Source organism: uncultured Veillonella sp., assembly GCF_915069625.1.
Taxonomy (GTDB): Bacteria; Bacillota; Negativicutes; order Veillonellales; family Veillonellaceae; genus Veillonella.
The window spans coordinates 1-16,090 of record NZ_CAJZFD010000028.1 but is presented as its reverse complement, the minus strand read 5'-3'; the positions used below and the strand labels follow the sequence as shown (position 1 = coordinate 16,090).

Here is a 16,090-nt window from a genome sequence, read left to right as displayed (position 1 = left end):
AGCGGGTGGTTTAATGATTCGCGACTACGTCGCGAACCAGTCTAAAGACAATAACTAAAGGGACTGACCAACGGGTCAGTCCCTTTTATTATGAAGCGCTTAATTATTTAGCATTTAATTGTTTAGCCTATGAATTGTTGCCATAGTGGCATATACACATATTCGAGGAAGGTCCATACAACGAGCCCTGCAATAGCACCAACAATGGCACCATTAATACGGATCCAGCTGAGGTCGTCCTCTACCTTAGATTCGATGAAGTAAATAAACTTCTCTGTACTAAGGCCGCCAAGAACTTGGCGGATAATAGTCTCAATGAGGTCATAACCTTGTTCAAGGACGTAGATCCCTATATTGTGCAATGTATCTTCTATACGGTTTCTCAAATCTTCAGATTGACCGTATACAGTCCACAATTCAAGAGCAATATTTACAAGAACTTGGGCTGGTGTTTCCCCATTTTCATCCCCTACAAGTAATAATTCCTCTACATAAGGGCATAAATGGTTTTCAATGACAGATTCCCAATCTTGTTCACGAATCCAACGTTCCCACGCTTCATCAAGAGCATCACAAACCTCGCGGTTCTCTTCTATATGGCGAATTGGGTCTACCCATTGGCGCAGCCATGCAGTCCGTTCCGGACTATTTGGGCGCTTCCAATTTTCAAGCATAGCATAGGCCTCTTGAACGATAGCCTGTGCCAGTTCATGGTAGTTCACCACATCGGTCGCTTCAGACATAGAGATGAGGAAATCAGACCAGAAGCCTTTTCGCTTTTTCTTATGCGCCTCTTCTGCTACAACCGCTGTAAGCCACGTAACCATAGCTGGATGGTTAATACGTTCTTGAATTACATTCAATACCTGTACAACCATACCTTCATAGCGATTATGTTCACATAAGTCGAGCAATACGTGTTTCAAAACCGGTACAAGAGAATGTTTTTGAAGCAATCCACGGATGCGTTTTGCCCCCCATTGTGCCCATTCCTCGTTCGTTTGAGATTTCCACAACAGATGTAGCCCTTGATGTATCACAAGGCGCGCTGCCCGTTGCCCTTCTGGAGATAACAAGAATTTTTCAAATAATGGTACAAATTGAACATTGCTCAACAATACTTTGCACCGTTCCTTGGTAAGCATCTTTGTCTCAACGAGCTTGATAACACCGTTGATAAGGCGATCCTTATTTCGAGGAATTAACGCTGTATGATAAGGGAAACCTAGAGGCTTACGGAACAAGGCAGTTACAGCAAACCAGTCTGCCACACTGCCGATAAGTGCTGACTGCACAGCCCAATAAAGAGGCTGATACCAGCTTTCATGGCCATAGAAAAATTGACCTATGAAAACAAAACAGTACAATACAGCGGTCAAGCCAAGAATGCCATTAGCACGCTGCCGTAAGGTGAGGGATTTCAAATACTGAATCATTTGAGCACCCCCTCTACTAAAAGATATAAACCGTAGAATATACCGCCTAAAACAGCCCCTACGAGGGAACCATTGATACGAACCATTTGAAGGTCATAGTACATCTTGCCTCGTACAATTTGGGTGATTTCATCAGGGGAATAGCGAGATAATTCCTGGCCCACCACCTTATCGATGAGAGGGTTTAATTTTTGTAACCATGGAATACTGCGTAACAAGAAGAACCGTTCAAACGGTGCTTGCTTGTCTGGGTTCAGCAAAATCTCTGTGCCAAGCACATTAAAGCGACCGATAACGATGTCCATGAGACGTTTCCAGTCCACAGTATCACCATCGATGAGCTTGCCTTCCCATTCTTCAAGAACCATCTTGATCCATTGATCCTTATGCTCTTCGATGAAAGCTTGCCACTCTGCATTGGTTTCCAAATTATTGAAGAATCGAATGGCTTGGCCCCATACGTAACGACCTAAAGCGGAGTCGATGGACTCATTATCCTTAAGGAATTGAACAGCCTTTTTCTGTACTGTTTCTACCAATCGTTCTGGTGAAAGCCCATCACCGCCAAAGGCAATGGCCAATTCACGGAAGAAGGAGTCCTTCGTATAGGTTTTCATAATGTCTAGCATAACGCGGTACAAGTACGGATATACCTGATTCGATGCAATAACGCGCTGACAAGTACGGTTAAAATATAGCCAGAAAATACTCGCCGTATGGTGTTCTAGCATACAGCGGCCAAACAAAATAACGAGCGGTGTCGCCTTCCAGTTTGTAACGCCTTTGTATATGGCCTTATTGATCTCCTGGCGCATCGGCTCAATGTCCATATGAGACAAGACCTGATTGCCTACACCGTACAAAATATCCCGCATTTGGTCTTGTCCTACATCGCTCATGCCATATTCAATAATGCGGACCATAACCCGTTCTTTTTTGATGGCATAGTACATTTGAGGCACGCGCAATAACTCTTCACTGAGCATAGTGCGCCCCATTTGTATAAGACGTTCCTTACTGCGTGGTAAGATAGCAGTCTTAAAAGGTATCCCCAAAGGTTTTGTAAAGAGCGCCGTCACCGCATACCAATCCGCCAAGCCACCGATCATAGCGGCCCCAGATACGTGCATGATAAACGCCCAAAACATATCTTGCCGTTGTGGATATGAAATTAAAAATATAATAGCCATGACAACCAATAGGGTGGTTGCCACTGGTTTAGTTTTCATCATCACTTGATCCTAACTTACTAAATTACGTATACAGACTCTCCCCATATAACGTAGTGACCATAGAGGCCACGAACTTTCACATACTACAACAACTTGTGAAAGTATATTTAATATGTGTATCCATCATCTGCTAGAGCATCCGATTAACACTTCAGTTAAAATGTGCATTCATCGCCTTCTTTTTGAGGTTCCCATACAGGGACATCGCCGAAGAGAGCTTTAAAATACACAGATGGTGTCCATAGTGGTCCATTTAGATGCATCGGAATAAAAGCTTTTTTCACCTCTACACGGCGCAAAAACTCAATGGCGCCCCACTCCATAGCGTCTTCCAAACGATTATCTACAGGGAACATCGCTACATCGACAGATAAACCATCCAATTCTTTGAACTCACGCCACGCCATGCGCTTTGCATCAGCATTATTCTCTGGCGTGTCACCAAGCCAATGCCACCAATTGAGGTCACCTGCGTGGAAGATAGAATCAGAATCGATGTTAGCAGTATTTGTCTTTACGTAGAAAGAACCGCCTTCATCGGTACTACCATACATATGAATGCCTACATCATCTAATGTAGCATCATGACCTGGACGCATGGTAATGCATTTCTTTACCTTGCCTTCTAAGGGCACATCTTGATGGCAAATGTAGCGCGTTTGAGGACCATCAAACTCTGTAATGGATGGATTAAAATGATCCGCATGAACATGGCTTACAAAGAACCAAAGCTCACGACCACGCTTTGCTAATTGCCAAACAATATTGTTAGGATCTTTATAATAATCAAACACATAGCAACGCTTACCGTCGTCTACAAGAAAGCCACTATGCGCTAAAAAAGTAACATTTAACATTATTATCAATACCTCTCATTTATTGAGAATTTATATCATTCGTATTGTTTATTATACCATATTTTTCTTAATACATGGCACAAACAAATGGCTATTTATATCATATATAAGGGCAGAAATGCCGCTGTCGCTTCTTAAATGCGGCCAGCGGCTTTCATATAGTCGATATATTGGTTCCCCCATTTTTCAAGAGATGCGAGAACCGCTTTAAACTCTGCCCCCACTTCGGTAAGGCTATATTCTACCTTAGGTGGAATAGTACCATATACTTCACGATGAACTAAACCGTCATCCTCCATTTGTCGCAGAGCTCTCGTAAGAGTGGCTTGCGTAATTGGATATAAGCGGCGCTCTAACTCACGGAAGCGCACAGGACCTTCAGATAATTCGTGCATGATCAATAAAGACCATTTGCCGGCTAATAACTTTTGGCTCGTTGCATAGGGACAGCGGCCCACTAAATCATGAACATTTACGAGTTGCTCTGCCATGGTGATTCTCCTTTTCGCTCTAATATAATTCAAATGTTATCACATATTTTTACTATTTCAAGCATTTTATGGTATCTTTTTTTAGGGTACAAATATTTATGTTCGCTAATATTACTATATACACAAAAGAACCGCTAGTTACAAAACTAGCGGTTCTTTTCTTTACCATACTAAGTACGCTACTAAACGAACACTTTTAAGAAGCAAGAGATATTATAAATCAATGTCACTTATTCCCTAAAATTTAGTCGTCTGCCAAAATCATAATAATGTTTTAATAAAAGATTCCATTTCCATCGGTTTTACAACAGGCTCAAAGCGCCCTACCACATTACCTTTACGATCTATAACAAACTTAGTAAAGTTCCACTTTACCTCATCGTCCTTTAGATAGTTAGGATCAATGCCATTGAGATAGTCTGTAAGCATTTCTGTCTTATCACTAGGCGGGAACCCTTTAAATGGTTGCTCTTTAATCATATATTTGAATAAATCCAAGGCACTTTCATCACGCACATCAGATTTACCCATCACAGTAAAAGTAACCCCATAATTTACCTTGCAAAAGGATTGAATTTCGGTATTAGAACCAGGCTCTTCCTCGCCAAACTGGTTGGAAGGGACCGCAATAATTTCTAAACCTTGTTCGTTGTATTTCTTATAAAGAGCCTCTAACCCCTCATATTGGTGAGTAAATCCACACTTACTTGCCGTATTAACAACAATAAGAACTTTGCCTTCAAAATTTTGTAGCGATTGCAATTCACCAGACTTATTAGGCAGAGAAAATTGATATACAGACATAGTAACTCCTAACTTTCACAATAAAACTAATATTATATTAATAATGTTTTTATATCGTAATTAAATTTAGCTGTAGTCTCAGCCGCAGTTTTTTGCCATTCTGTAGGTGCTGTACCGTCTTTTTCTAGGAAGAATCCAGAGTCAAGGTAACGAATGATAATATAGTTGGAATCCTTTTGATCAAAGCCATTACCACGACTGAAATCGATACCATGACCTGTATTGCGCGTTACGATGGCTTCTAATAATGGCAAGGTAATGGCATTCAACGTGATTTTCATATCACATTTGTCGAAAATCTTTTTGAAGAAGGAGCTAGGTTTTTCTTCCTTATAGACTAACAATTTGCTAATCGTACCATTAGAGGCACATACTACGCGGCGAATTTCATTAATAGGGATATCTACCTTACCATTTGAGATAACACCATTTTTAATGGTAATTTCTCGTTTTCCTATGTAGGAGTAATCAAGTGGCAATTGAAGGGTATCTAAATTTGCAGGGAAGTCTGCTGTCAATTTATGGCGAGCAAAGGCAGCAATGATTGCTTTTGTTTCACGAATATTATGACCAGCATTAGAACCTTTACGGTCAGTGTCTAAATCTTGACCTTCTATGTTTTTCCAATTATGGTCTCTAAATATAATCGAATAGTTACTATTTGAATTTAAATATCTTGTAAGATATAGCTCATTTACGTCATCAAAATCAATATCAGTCGTAACAGTACCATTTGCATCTTTACAGAGTACACCATTGTAACTAATTGTTAACGTACGATCATTACTTTCAAAAACAACAGGATTTTTGTCGAATACAGAAATCATAGCCCTCTCCTTTTCACGACTCCAAACACAATGATACTTGTATGTATCAAGTGCATTTACGTAATACATTGATTAAGTACATTAATCAACTTTATTTAACCTAATCATACACCTTCTATATAGATTTATACAAACAAAAAAGCTGATTCCGAAGAATCAGCTTTTTCTATTTCATTGAAATGTTTCAAATGAAGTTGTAGTTAAAATTAGATGCTTTCAACAGCAGCGATAGCTGCAACGTCTACAACGTCTTGAGCAGAGCAACCACGAGAAAGGTCATGAACTGGTTTAGCCAAGCCTTGAATCAATGGGCCAAGAGCATCAGCGCCGGAGAAGCGTTGTACCAATTTGTAACCAATGTTAGCAGCTTGAAGATCAGGGAAGATCAAGATATTAGCTTTACCAGCTACGTTGGAGCCAGGAGCTTTCTTTTCTGCTACGGAAGGAACGATGGAAGCGTCCAATTGCAATTCGCCGTCGAATTTGAAGTCAACGTTGCGTTCTTTCAAGATGTTAACAGCTTCAACCACTTTGTCTACTTCTGGAGTGGAAGCAGAACCTTTTGTGGAGAAGGACAACATGGATACGCGAGGGTCAGCCATGCCAACAACTTTGCGAGCTTTTTCTACAGTGGATTCTGCGATATCAGCCAATTGTTCGCTAGTTGGGTTAGGCAATACGCCGCAGTCGGAGAATACGAGCATACCGTCGTCACCATATTCTTTTTTGCTTGTGAACATGAACATGGAAGAAGATACAGTTTTAAGACCTGGTTTAGTACCTACAACTTGTAGTGCAGCGCGCAATACGTTTGCAGTTGGGCAACCGGAACCAGCAACCATGCCATCTACTGCGCCAAGACGAACGAGCATAGCGCCGAAGAATAAGCAGTCACCTTTCATAGTTGCGTCAGCTTTTTCAGGAGTCATGCCTTTTTTAGCGCGCAATTCTACGAATGTATCAACCATTTCTTGGTAACGATCATAGTTAGCTGAATCGATAATTTCAGCACCTTCGATGGATACGCCAACAGCTTTAGCAGCTTCAGCGATTTCTGCAGGGTTACCAACAAGTACAGGTGTTACGAAACCTTCTTTCAAAATGATTTCAGTTGCTTTCAATACGCGTTCATCTTTGTATTCTGGCAACACAATTTTTTTACCTAATGGTTTTACTTGGTCTTTTAATTTTTGAATTAAATCCACGATTTTTGCCTCCTTAACATTGGCTTATGCCATATCAATACTATTATTATAGCAAATTCAACCTATAGGTAAAAGTAAAATTTATTTTCTAAGCCTATTATTCTAATTTTTATACTATCATTTTGATAATGGTAAAAGTTAATCTCATAACGTTACAATTAACAGCGAGTTGAATACTCCCCATGTAAAACGTTACAATTATAGTAATGAACCGCTTAATAACAGTAAGGACACAAATTTTAACGTTCTAATTAAGACAACTACTTTTGGAGGACTCATGGCCAATACAGAAACGACAATCAACGCAGTTATCAATCCCCAAATCAATGATGCTCCCATAGATATAGAGAAAACGATTAAAGCTTTAGAGCACAATAATTTCGTAGTTCATTATTTTGAAACAGGCACTGAGGCTGTTAATTATTTACAATCTCGCATTCAAAATAAACGAGTGGCTATCGGCGATTCCCGCACCTTATTAGAGCTCAAGGTTCATGATGCTTTATCCAAGGTCAACGACGACATAACAGATATTCAACGTCCTCTCCCTGGTGAAAGCTTCCGGGACACTGCATTACGCACCATGGGCCGCGATGTATTTCTCACCTCTGTAAATGCATTATCCCAAACAGGGGAGATGGTCAATATCGACGGCACAGGCAATCGTGTGGCAGCGTCTCTATTTGGTTCCCAAGAGGTGTTCTTTGTGCTTGGCACTAACAAGATTACCCCTGACTTAGCATCTGCTATTTATCGAGCACGAAATGTAGCAGCACCGCTAAACAGCAAGAAGAATAAGAAAAGCTCCCTCAATCCTTGTGCCAAATTAGAAGAAAAATGTTATGACTGTGGTTCTCCGGATCGTATTTGTAATGCTTTAACAATTTACTACAAAAAGATGCGCAACATGCAAACTATGGAGATCATTATCATCAATGAATCCTTAGGGTTCTAATGGTTTGTGGCCCATTTAGAAAATCTTGTACGCTCATCTGCCCTAATCCAGATACAACTCTATAAATAGTGGACCATCGCGGATCGATAGCACCACTTTCAAGATCACTAATATAAGATTGGGCTAAACCAGACTTATCAGCCAACTGATACTGCGTCATGCCCAATTGTCTACACCATAGTAAAATTAATACGCCTAGTTTGTGAACCTCTTGTCGAACCTGTATATCACGACAACATAGAATAGGATTCATAGCAACCTCTATCTACTTTCACACTCAACACATGGTTATGCCTTTACTATACCCATATCGTAGGTTGACTGACTAGTAGCAGTTGAAAAGTAATAACACAAAAGCCTTACTAAAAACTAATGTATCAATTAGTTCTAGTAAGGCTTTTTTCTATACATATTATGTTCTGTATGTTTTCAACAATTCGTGTAATTTTTGTATATATAGAGATAATTAGTACTAAACATGTACTATATTACACCAATCAGCATAGATAATATCTAGATTTGTATAGTTTCTATACATTATCCATTCATTATGAATACACTTGAATAGTAATGTTACTAGCTTATATCATTATCCGCTATAGGATTATTGGTTAGCACTTTCTTGAGCTTTTTTGATTTCCATGTATTTAACCATGCCATCCACAGCTTTTTTAGCTTCGCGCATCGCCAATACTACAGTAGCCGGTTTATGTACAACGTCACCGCCAGCGAACACGCCATCACGGTTAGTCATGCCATATGGATCTTCAGATGTAATGATGTAGCCTTTTTCGTCTACTTTTAGGTTATTACCTTCGCCGATAAGACGAGCATTTGGTTTATGACCAGCAGCGATGATGATTTTATCTACAGGCATAACTTGGAACTTACCAGTACCGTGGATGCCTGCGCCATCTTCGTTAAGAGCCATCACTTCATATTTGAAGCCTTCTACCTTGTCTTTACCTTCTACGCCTACTGGAGAAGCGAACCATTGGAATTGAACGCCTTCAGCACGAGCTTCTTCGTATTCAGACAACAATGCTGGCATTTGTTCTTGGCTACGACGGTATGCTACAGTAACAGATTCACAACCTAAGCGTACGCATGTACGAGCCGCATCCATCGCTACGTTACCACCACCAATGATAATTACGCGGTCCCCTTTTTTAACAGGAATTTGAGCTTCATCAAGCTCGCCATTTTCTACAAGCTGTACATTAGTCAATAAGTACATAGCTTGGAATACGCCATGCACTTCATCGTTTTCCATGCGTACTTCTTGAGGAATATGTGTACCAGTACCGATAAAGATGGAGTCAAAACCTTCAGCGAAGAGTTCGTCCAATGTTTTATCTTGACCGATAAATGTGTTACATACGAATTTAACGCCTAAACCTTCAAGACGTGCGATTTCACGACGTACAACGGATTTAGACAAACGGAATTCAGGAATACCAAATAAAAGTACGCCACCTGGTTCAGATTGACCTTCAAATACAGTTACATCATAACCAAGCTTAGCGATATCGCCAGCTACAGACAAGCCCGCAGGGCCAGAACCTACAACGGCAACCTTACCAAGATCTTGTTTAATTTTCTTAGGTTTGCGAAGTTCATTGATGCTTTCAAAATCTGCAGCAAAGCGTTCCAATTTACCGATGTTAATAGGCGGTTTTTTCGCCTTGTTCATGATACAGTTACCTTCGCATTGGTTTTCGCGCGGACATACGCGGCCACAGATGGATGGCAAGTTTGTACGTTCTGCCAAGATATCGTTGGCTAAGCCGAAGTTACCGTTCGCGATAGCTTGGATGAAACGAGGAATTTCGTTTTCAATAGGGCAACCCATACGGCACAATGGTTTTGGACAATTTAAACAACGTTTCGCCTCAGCGAGCGCTTCCTCCATTGTATAATCCGCATCAAAATGTAGTGGTTTTAATTCGTTACTCATGGCACATGCCTCCTAACAAGGATCCAGTACTATACTTATACAGCGTTGCATGTACCTGAACAATCCGATGAGCCCTCTCACATAGGGATGTCGCCACATGCTGCTAAGATTTATCTTTTGTAACCATTCGATAGACGTGTGGTCACTGGTCAGACACACACTATTCTATAGTATATTCTAAATTGTGAAAGTCCCAACAGTCAAGCAAATAAAGCACCTTTTGTATACGAATATAGCCCCTATTCATGCAAGGATTGCATAGAAACGAATGGTAAGGTAACAGCAATTCTTAAGTGTATATTTACATATATATCCATGCATGTATACTGATAATAGACAGAATAATTGATTTGCACCACATTAACATACACTCATAGATGTTGATGACACCGAACTGATATATATAATTACACAAGATTTCTTATGAATCTAGCAGAATGTAAGAGGTTCACTATGAACACAGTAGACTTTACTAAAACATACTATATCGATCGCCGCGGTTCTCATTCCCGCAAATGGGATGGCGAGCATTTAAAATTCAGCCGCACTGACTTATTACCACTATGGGTGGCCGATATGGACTTTATGCCTCCTCAGTGCATTCAAGAAGCCATTTGTAGCTATGTGAAAGCTAACCCTCTAGGTTACACCATGACAAATCCGGATTATATAGAGGCAGTCATGAGTTGGTACAAACGCCGGCATAACTGTAGTCTTGAGCAAGAATGGCTCACGAGCGCGCCCAATGTCATTACAGGGATTATGTGGTGTATTGGGGCTTTTACCAAAACCAATGATGCCATCGCCGTCCTAAGTCCTGTATATGGCGCCTTTGATACGAGCGCCAGCGATGCCCAACGTCAAATCATCGCGGTTCCTATGAATCGCACTGAAGATAATCACTACACCGTCGATTACGAAGCCTTTGAAACAGCGATTACCAAGCACGATGTGAAACTGTTCATTCACTGCAATCCGCACAATCCTGTCGGCCACGTATGGACGGAACAGGAAATGGTTCGATTATTCAGCATCTGCCAACGGCACCATGTGCTCATCATAAGTGATGAGATCCATCAAGACCTTATCACAGGCCCAACGGCCTTTACATCTGCCTTGACGGTAAATAATGGGGCCTATACGGATAGCATAATTGCAATGTCCTCTCTCTCAAAGTCATTCAATATGGCTAGCTTGCACCACGCAGAGGTTATCATTCCTAACGAACAACTACGAAGCCAATTCAACGCCTATAAGGCCCATGTGTATCATACAGACTCGGACGTTATTGCCGAAGCGGCCATCACCGCAGCCTACACACATCCTGAGGCGGAAGCATGGCTCACAGATGTACTCGCTGTCATTCGGGAAAATTATGAATATCTGTGCCGAGAACTTCGTACGGCATTGCCACACATCCGCATCAGCCCTATGGATGGCACCTATTTAGCATGGATCGATTTTGGCGCCTATGTAAAGGCGGAAGATATGCATGACCTATTCGAAAATAAATGCCACATCGCACCAAGCTTTGGCGAATGGTTTGGAGGCGGAGATTACGCCACCTTTGTGCGACTTAACTTGGCGACTAGCCTTGAAAATATCAGGACTGCTACCCATACTATTATCAAGTACGTACACCCTTAATGGGTACCTCTTATCAAGAAATACATTAATTCAGGAAATACATTAATCATATTAGAGAATTCATTTCGTACAAACAAAAGAGGCGGCTCTAGCATCATTCAATGTTAGAGCCGCCTCTTTGTATTATACTTTCACTGTATTACCAACTAGTATTACACTGGTTCTTATTTAATTCTACCGAAATGTTCCTTTGCAAATTGCATGTCTTGTACGAGTTCTAATGTACCAATATAGTTATTGTTTTGATCGCGTACAGCCATGTAGTTTACATAGAATGGACGACCTTGTTTTTCAAGCCATACAGCTACATTATCGCGGTCACCTTTACGGAAGGAATCGATAATGCCGCGTACAATTGGTTCAACCTTTGGTGGATGGCAGGAGTACACATCACGACCGATAGCTGTAGTAGGACGTTTGAATACCTTTTCACCATCATTGAAGTAACGGTTGATATCTTCATGGTCAACGAAGGTTACTTCCATTGGCATTGTATTGAGCATAGCATCGAGTTGATCTACAGTTAGCGTACCACCAATTAAACCAATAGCATTGTCATCACCACTTGATTTTGAAGTTTGTGTAGCTAATGCTGCATCAGCCTCTGGCCATGCAATGCGTTTTACGCCAAAGATTTCTTCATACTGTGCTGTATCTTTGTAGATTTGGTACCATTCTTCTTTACTGAAGTTTTCTGCACAGATTGGAAACAAGATATTTTGTTCTTTGTAGATCATTTCTTGAGCACGTGTAAGAAGCTCATCAAAACGTCTATACCAATCATCTACACTTTGACTAGATTTTGCTAAGTCCCCTAGTTGGTCGCGGATATCGCCATCAACAGTCCACATAACCATGGATGGACCACCGATTGCATAATCCACCTTCAATTTTGGATATAATAAGTCGCCTTTTTTAGCATAATGAACAGATACTTGGCGCACTGTATTTACATCATCAATAGTGGCTGTTTTATCTGCCACTTTAGGGCGAATAGATTCAATCAATGCATCGAGAGCTTTATTTTCCTCTGTTAATTGGTTGAGTGGATGACCTACAGTCTCTACCAAAGTCACTACACTCTTGCTCTTTTCTTGAGCTTCTAGGACAGCCTCTACCTTAGCATGTTCAGCATCCATTTGTTCATGAATGGTAGAACCATGGAACAATGCAGAGTGAAGGTCACATAATTGTTGTACCTCTTCTAAAGGTGTACCTTCGCGCATAAGACCTTGTTCAGCTTTCATGATTTCACTAGCCTCAACATGCTTGAATTGGCTTGCAAAATCTTCACGAACAGAACCTAGCTCTTCGCCTGTGCCCAAACGTTTCAAGAAACCTTTTAACTGTTCTACCCGTTCGCTATCTGTAACAGTATCCTCTGCATTAGCTTCTACATTTTTAGTAGCATTAGCTTCTGCATTGTCATTAGCATTAGATGCCTCTATGTGAGTAGCAGCTGCCTCTGTAGGTGCACCCTTAGCAGATGCATCATCACCATGTAGGTTTGGCATTTCACCTTCCAAGGTAAAGCCTGCTTTCATGAATGCGCTCACGATATCTATCATGGATACGCCTTTCATTTTAGCCCCTTTAGGAATGGTCATGATTTTGCCTACAGAGTTCAACATCACCTTATTAGTGATTTCGCTGAACCCTAAGCTTTTCATAATCTCTGTTACTTCAGGATATTCTTTTACCAAATCATATACAGATTTGGACAAATCTAATTTCTTTTCCATTTTGATCCCCTCGTGTCAAAAATATTGTTTATTACATATGTGAGTAACCCTCTATACGTCTTCGTATACAAGGCAATTTACATTCTGAAAGGTTTATCTAAAATAACCTATGACACTATGATAAACGATATCGATTGGAAAATCTGTATCCATGGCTATACTTTTGAAAGTTATTCAAAAAAATAACGAATAGATGACAAATCAATCCATTAGTTGGACATAGATTCATCATCTATCCGTTAACAATCATCTTATTGATGATGTGGTTGTAATGCTTTTTCGTAGTTTTCAGCTACCTTATCCCAGTTGATAACGCGGAAGAATTCCTTGATATAGTCTGGGCGACGGTTTTGGTAATGCAAGTAATATGCATGTTCCCAAACATCTAAGCAAAGGATTGCTGTTTTACCTTCTAGTAGAGGGTTATCTTGGTTTGCAGTAGATGTCACTTCTAGTTTGCCATCTTTGTTTACCACAAGCCATGCCCAACCAGAGCCAAAGCGTGTTGCTGCTGCAGCGGAGAAGCTTTCAACAAAATCATCATAACCACCAAGATCAGCGTCGATAGCCTCTTTCAAAGGGCCTTCCAATTTAGAAGTGTCTGGTTTTGTCATGATGTCCCAGAACATAGTGTGGTTCTTATGACCGCCACCGTTGTTGATAACAGCTTGACGGATATCCTCCGGCACATTAGCAATATCGCCGAGAATACAGTCTACACAGCCATAAGCAAGATCAGGGTATTTTGCGATAGCAGCGTTCAAATTATTAACATACGCTTGATGGTGCTTGTCATGATGCAATTTCATTGTTTCTGCGTCGATAACAGGCTCAAGGTAATCATAAGCATATGGTAATGGTGCGAGTTCGAAAGGTTTCATAATAGGCCTCCTTAAATTTAGGGCACGAACGATAGTAAATACTATATCGTTCTAGTGAAAGCGTTTCGATGCACCTGCATCTATATTTCATTTAATTGATATGAATTATCATTATTTATTGTACATTGTATATAGAAAATCGTCAATGTATTTTCCCATAGAAAAAGGCTATAGGATTTCCTATAGCCTTTGAGTTCGTTTACCAATATAAAGCACTCTAATATAGCTAGAACACGATAACTACTCAACAATACATTGGCACATTTTCATTGTTGTTAATGCTGCTTGGTGAGATTCTTCTGTCACACCTGCACAGCAGCTAGAATCTACGTAAACAGGAATTTCTGGTAAGCCAGCTTTCAGTATAATCGCATTAGACACAACGCAAATATCAGTGCATAAACCAACGAGCGTAATAGACTCAATAGGATTTACCGAGTTCATCCCTTCTAAACGAGATAATAATTCAAAGGATCCGAAGTTTGGCTTGTCTATAAAGGATACAGGGCTCATGATAGGACGACCTTCTGCTGCTTCGATTAAGCCGGGCACAATATGCCAACCCTCTGTATTCTTAACGCAATGCGTAACAGGCAAGAACTTACCCTCTTGGCTTTCAAGATAATCAGTATCATGCGTATCGCGCGTAAAGATGATTGGTCCGTCAAAGTTCTCAATTTTGTTGCGCACATTCTCTACGATTAACTGTGCTTGCGCTGAACCAAGGGCGCCATCTACGAAATCTTTTTGCATATCGATAACAACTAGAACCTTTTGCATAGTTCCTCCTGTATATAGTCTACATAGAATACATTAATTATTCATTTCACTACTAGTTATACTCTTAATTCTTAATAACATCAACGACAAAAATTTATGCTTTTTCCTCAGCTAAGGCATGACGCACGCGGTGTGGCTCATTATGAGCTAGTTTTCCTGCTGCCGCAGCTGCCACGGCCCCTACTAAATCATCGAGGAATGTATTACAATGACCACCAGCCTTGCTATCTAACTTTTTAATGATGCCAGGCTTAACCTTATCTAGATAGCCATAGTTCGTAAAGCCTATGGAACCGTATAAATTAACGATGGAAAAGGCTAAGATTTCGTCGATACCATAGAGGCTTTCATCATTAGCCACAATACCTTGCAAGGGCTGAGATAATTTATTTTGTTCCGTCAACTTGTCTAGCTCAATGCCCGTAATAATTGCATTATGTACCTCTCGTTTTGAAAGGACCGACGCCACATGTTCACGGCATTCTTCAATTGTTAGATTAGGCATATATGGTTTTTGAACATATAAAACGAGCTCTGCAATATCCTCTAACGTAACGCCACGCTCCGCCAGAAGATCGTAAGTATATTTCTCTAAATCCTTTGTAGATTCCATAACCGCTCCTTTATTTTTTATGAGGGTGATCACCTGATACGATTACAATACTAACTGGAATTGTCACAACTAATGCTTCATCAGTATCCACATGCTTTGTATGCCAAGCGGCCTCTTTTGCAGCCTCTTCAAAGATAGGATATGCATCGCGGTCTAATTTCCAATTATTAGGCCCCGCTTCAACGGCTACAATATTCCCTTTATCATCTGTTTTAATTTCTAGAGGAACAATCAATGTGCCATCGGCACTCGTCTTGAAAGCCTCGCTAGGAATTACCACATTATAAGAAATTTGTTGCTGTAATTCATATGTACGCTTATCTGTGGGCTTTAAATCTGCCGCTAAAGAGCTAATATTCCCCATCATAGACGCCAATACAGCTAATAATACAACCCTTTTAAACATAGTTTTTCTCCCCCAAGTACTTTCCACTACACGCAGTATACGTTGATTATACCACGAAAAAATCCCTACCGAACGTATCGATAGGGATTTCTTAAATTAGATTTTCTTAACCATTTCAGATTTCAATGCCATCGCACCGAAACCATCGATTTTACAATCGATATCATGGCCATCGCTTGCATCAGTGATGAGGCGAATATTTTTAACACGCGTACCTTGTTTCAATACGCCAGCGCCTTTTACTTTGAGGTCTTTTA

Annotated in this window: 17 protein-coding genes; 2 read left to right on the top strand and 15 right to left on the bottom strand. The window is 40.5% G+C overall.

Annotated features, from left to right (window positions below):
- Positions 1-122: 122 nt before the first annotated feature.
- The 7 genes from QZ548_RS02650 to pta form a co-directional block, all read right to left on the bottom strand.
- Complete coding sequence (locus tag QZ548_RS02650) at positions 123-1,436, bottom strand: DUF445 domain-containing protein (protein ID WP_119207064.1); 1,314 nt, start codon at positions 1,434-1,436, stop codon at positions 123-125.
- Entirely contained in the window at positions 1,433-2,668 is a 1,236-nt protein-coding gene (locus tag QZ548_RS02645) for a DUF445 family protein (protein WP_295868052.1), read from the bottom strand. The genes QZ548_RS02650 and QZ548_RS02645 overlap by 4 nt, the downstream gene beginning before the upstream one ends.
- A 155-nt stretch (positions 2,669-2,823) precedes the next feature.
- On the bottom strand, positions 2,824-3,525 hold the full coding sequence (locus tag QZ548_RS02640; protein ID WP_005385079.1) for an MBL fold metallo-hydrolase: 702 nt from the start codon (positions 3,523-3,525) through the stop codon (positions 2,824-2,826).
- A 134-nt stretch (positions 3,526-3,659) separates the two neighbouring features.
- Positions 3,660-4,016 carry a helix-turn-helix domain-containing protein gene (locus tag QZ548_RS02635; protein WP_295232501.1) on the bottom strand — a complete coding sequence of 119 codons (357 nt, stop codon included), beginning with the start codon at positions 4,014-4,016 and terminating at the stop codon, positions 3,660-3,662.
- A 261-nt stretch (positions 4,017-4,277) separates the two neighbouring features.
- Entirely contained in the window at positions 4,278-4,820 is a 543-nt protein-coding gene (locus QZ548_RS02630; protein WP_005385076.1) for a glutathione peroxidase, read from the bottom strand.
- Positions 4,821-4,852: 32 nt separating this feature from the next.
- Complete coding sequence (locus tag QZ548_RS02625) at positions 4,853-5,647, bottom strand: hypothetical protein (protein WP_295868050.1); 795 nt, start codon at positions 5,645-5,647, stop codon at positions 4,853-4,855.
- A 206-nt stretch (positions 5,648-5,853) separates the two neighbouring features.
- Positions 5,854-6,852, bottom strand: a complete 999-nt coding sequence (gene pta / locus QZ548_RS02620) for a phosphate acetyltransferase (protein WP_295868047.1) — start codon at positions 6,850-6,852, stop codon at positions 5,854-5,856.
- 277 nt (positions 6,853-7,129) lie between these two features.
- On the opposite strand from pta, the gene QZ548_RS02615 reads away from it, so the two are divergent.
- The gene (locus tag QZ548_RS02615; protein ID WP_295868045.1) at positions 7,130-7,807 is read left to right on the top strand and encodes a lactate utilization protein; all 678 of its coding nucleotides are present in this window, start codon (positions 7,130-7,132) and stop codon (positions 7,805-7,807) included.
- Here the strand turns inward: QZ548_RS02615 and QZ548_RS02610 are convergent.
- Both QZ548_RS02610 and QZ548_RS02605 read right to left on the bottom strand, forming a co-directional pair.
- Entirely contained in the window at positions 7,785-8,060 is a 276-nt protein-coding gene (locus tag QZ548_RS02610) for a helix-turn-helix domain-containing protein (protein WP_295868042.1), read from the bottom strand. The two genes, QZ548_RS02615 and QZ548_RS02610, sit on opposite strands and share 23 nt — an antisense overlap.
- A gap of 351 nt (positions 8,061-8,411) precedes the next feature.
- The gene (locus QZ548_RS02605) at positions 8,412-9,764 is read right to left on the bottom strand and encodes an NAD(P)-dependent oxidoreductase (protein ID WP_295868039.1); all 1,353 of its coding nucleotides are present in this window, start codon (positions 9,762-9,764) and stop codon (positions 8,412-8,414) included.
- Positions 9,765-10,217: 453 nt separating this feature from the next.
- Between QZ548_RS02605 and QZ548_RS02600 the strand changes: the two genes are divergently transcribed.
- Positions 10,218-11,411 carry a MalY/PatB family protein gene (locus QZ548_RS02600; protein ID WP_295868036.1) on the top strand — a complete coding sequence of 398 codons (1,194 nt, stop codon included), beginning with the start codon at positions 10,218-10,220 and terminating at the stop codon, positions 11,409-11,411.
- A 164-nt stretch (positions 11,412-11,575) separates the two neighbouring features.
- Here QZ548_RS02600 and QZ548_RS02595 read toward each other — a convergent pair whose 3' ends face one another.
- From QZ548_RS02595 to QZ548_RS02570, 6 genes are all read right to left on the bottom strand, one after another.
- Positions 11,576-13,153: a DUF438 domain-containing protein gene (locus QZ548_RS02595; RefSeq protein ID WP_295868035.1), complete on the bottom strand. Its 1,578-nt coding sequence runs from the start codon at positions 13,151-13,153 to the stop codon at positions 11,576-11,578.
- A gap of 251 nt (positions 13,154-13,404) precedes the next feature.
- On the bottom strand, positions 13,405-14,034 hold the full coding sequence (locus tag QZ548_RS02590; protein ID WP_295868033.1) for a superoxide dismutase: 630 nt from the start codon (positions 14,032-14,034) through the stop codon (positions 13,405-13,407).
- Positions 14,035-14,274: 240 nt separating this feature from the next.
- Positions 14,275-14,814: a cysteine hydrolase family protein gene (locus tag QZ548_RS02585; protein WP_295868031.1), complete on the bottom strand. Its 540-nt coding sequence runs from the start codon at positions 14,812-14,814 to the stop codon at positions 14,275-14,277.
- A 94-nt stretch (positions 14,815-14,908) separates the two neighbouring features.
- Positions 14,909-15,427: a phosphatidylglycerophosphatase A gene (locus QZ548_RS02580; RefSeq protein WP_295782348.1), complete on the bottom strand. Its 519-nt coding sequence runs from the start codon at positions 15,425-15,427 to the stop codon at positions 14,909-14,911.
- Positions 15,428-15,437: 10 nt separating this feature from the next.
- A complete protein-coding gene (locus QZ548_RS02575; protein WP_005385055.1) occupies positions 15,438-15,833 on the bottom strand; it encodes a hypothetical protein in 396 nt (131 codons plus the stop codon).
- 96 nt (positions 15,834-15,929) lie between these two features.
- The coding region (locus tag QZ548_RS02570; RefSeq protein WP_295868056.1) for a PhnA domain-containing protein at positions 15,930-16,090 on the bottom strand (161 nt) is incomplete at its 5' end.

Bases quoted from the DNA above. Each gene is read 5' to 3' on its own strand.
- QZ548_RS02650 (WP_119207064.1), bottom strand. From the start codon at position 1,436: ATGATTCAGTATTTGAAATCCCTCACCTTACGGCAGCGTGCTAATGGC.
- QZ548_RS02645 (WP_295868052.1), bottom strand. From the start codon at position 2,668: ATGATGAAAACTAAACCAGTGGCAACCACCCTATTGGTTGTCATGGCT.
- QZ548_RS02640 (WP_005385079.1), bottom strand. From the start codon at position 3,525: ATGTTAAATGTTACTTTTTTAGCGCATAGTGGCTTTCTTGTAGACGAC.
- QZ548_RS02635 (WP_295232501.1), bottom strand. From the start codon at position 4,016: ATGGCAGAGCAACTCGTAAATGTTCATGATTTAGTGGGCCGCTGTCCC.
- QZ548_RS02630 (WP_005385076.1), bottom strand. From the start codon at position 4,820: ATGTCTGTATATCAATTTTCTCTGCCTAATAAGTCTGGTGAATTGCAA.
- QZ548_RS02625 (WP_295868050.1), bottom strand. From the start codon at position 5,647: ATGATTTCTGTATTCGACAAAAATCCTGTTGTTTTTGAAAGTAATGAT.
- QZ548_RS02615 (WP_295868045.1), top strand. From the start codon at position 7,130: ATGGCCAATACAGAAACGACAATCAACGCAGTTATCAATCCCCAAATC.
- QZ548_RS02610 (WP_295868042.1), bottom strand. From the start codon at position 8,060: ATGAATCCTATTCTATGTTGTCGTGATATACAGGTTCGACAAGAGGTT.
- QZ548_RS02605 (WP_295868039.1), bottom strand. From the start codon at position 9,764: ATGAGTAACGAATTAAAACCACTACATTTTGATGCGGATTATACAATG.
- QZ548_RS02600 (WP_295868036.1), top strand. From the start codon at position 10,218: ATGAACACAGTAGACTTTACTAAAACATACTATATCGATCGCCGCGGT.
- QZ548_RS02595 (WP_295868035.1), bottom strand. From the start codon at position 13,153: ATGGAAAAGAAATTAGATTTGTCCAAATCTGTATATGATTTGGTAAAA.
- QZ548_RS02590 (WP_295868033.1), bottom strand. From the start codon at position 14,034: ATGAAACCTTTCGAACTCGCACCATTACCATATGCTTATGATTACCTT.
- QZ548_RS02585 (WP_295868031.1), bottom strand. From the start codon at position 14,814: ATGCAAAAGGTTCTAGTTGTTATCGATATGCAAAAAGATTTCGTAGAT.
- QZ548_RS02580 (WP_295782348.1), bottom strand. From the start codon at position 15,427: ATGGAATCTACAAAGGATTTAGAGAAATATACTTACGATCTTCTGGCG.
- QZ548_RS02575 (WP_005385055.1), bottom strand. From the start codon at position 15,833: ATGTTTAAAAGGGTTGTATTATTAGCTGTATTGGCGTCTATGATGGGG.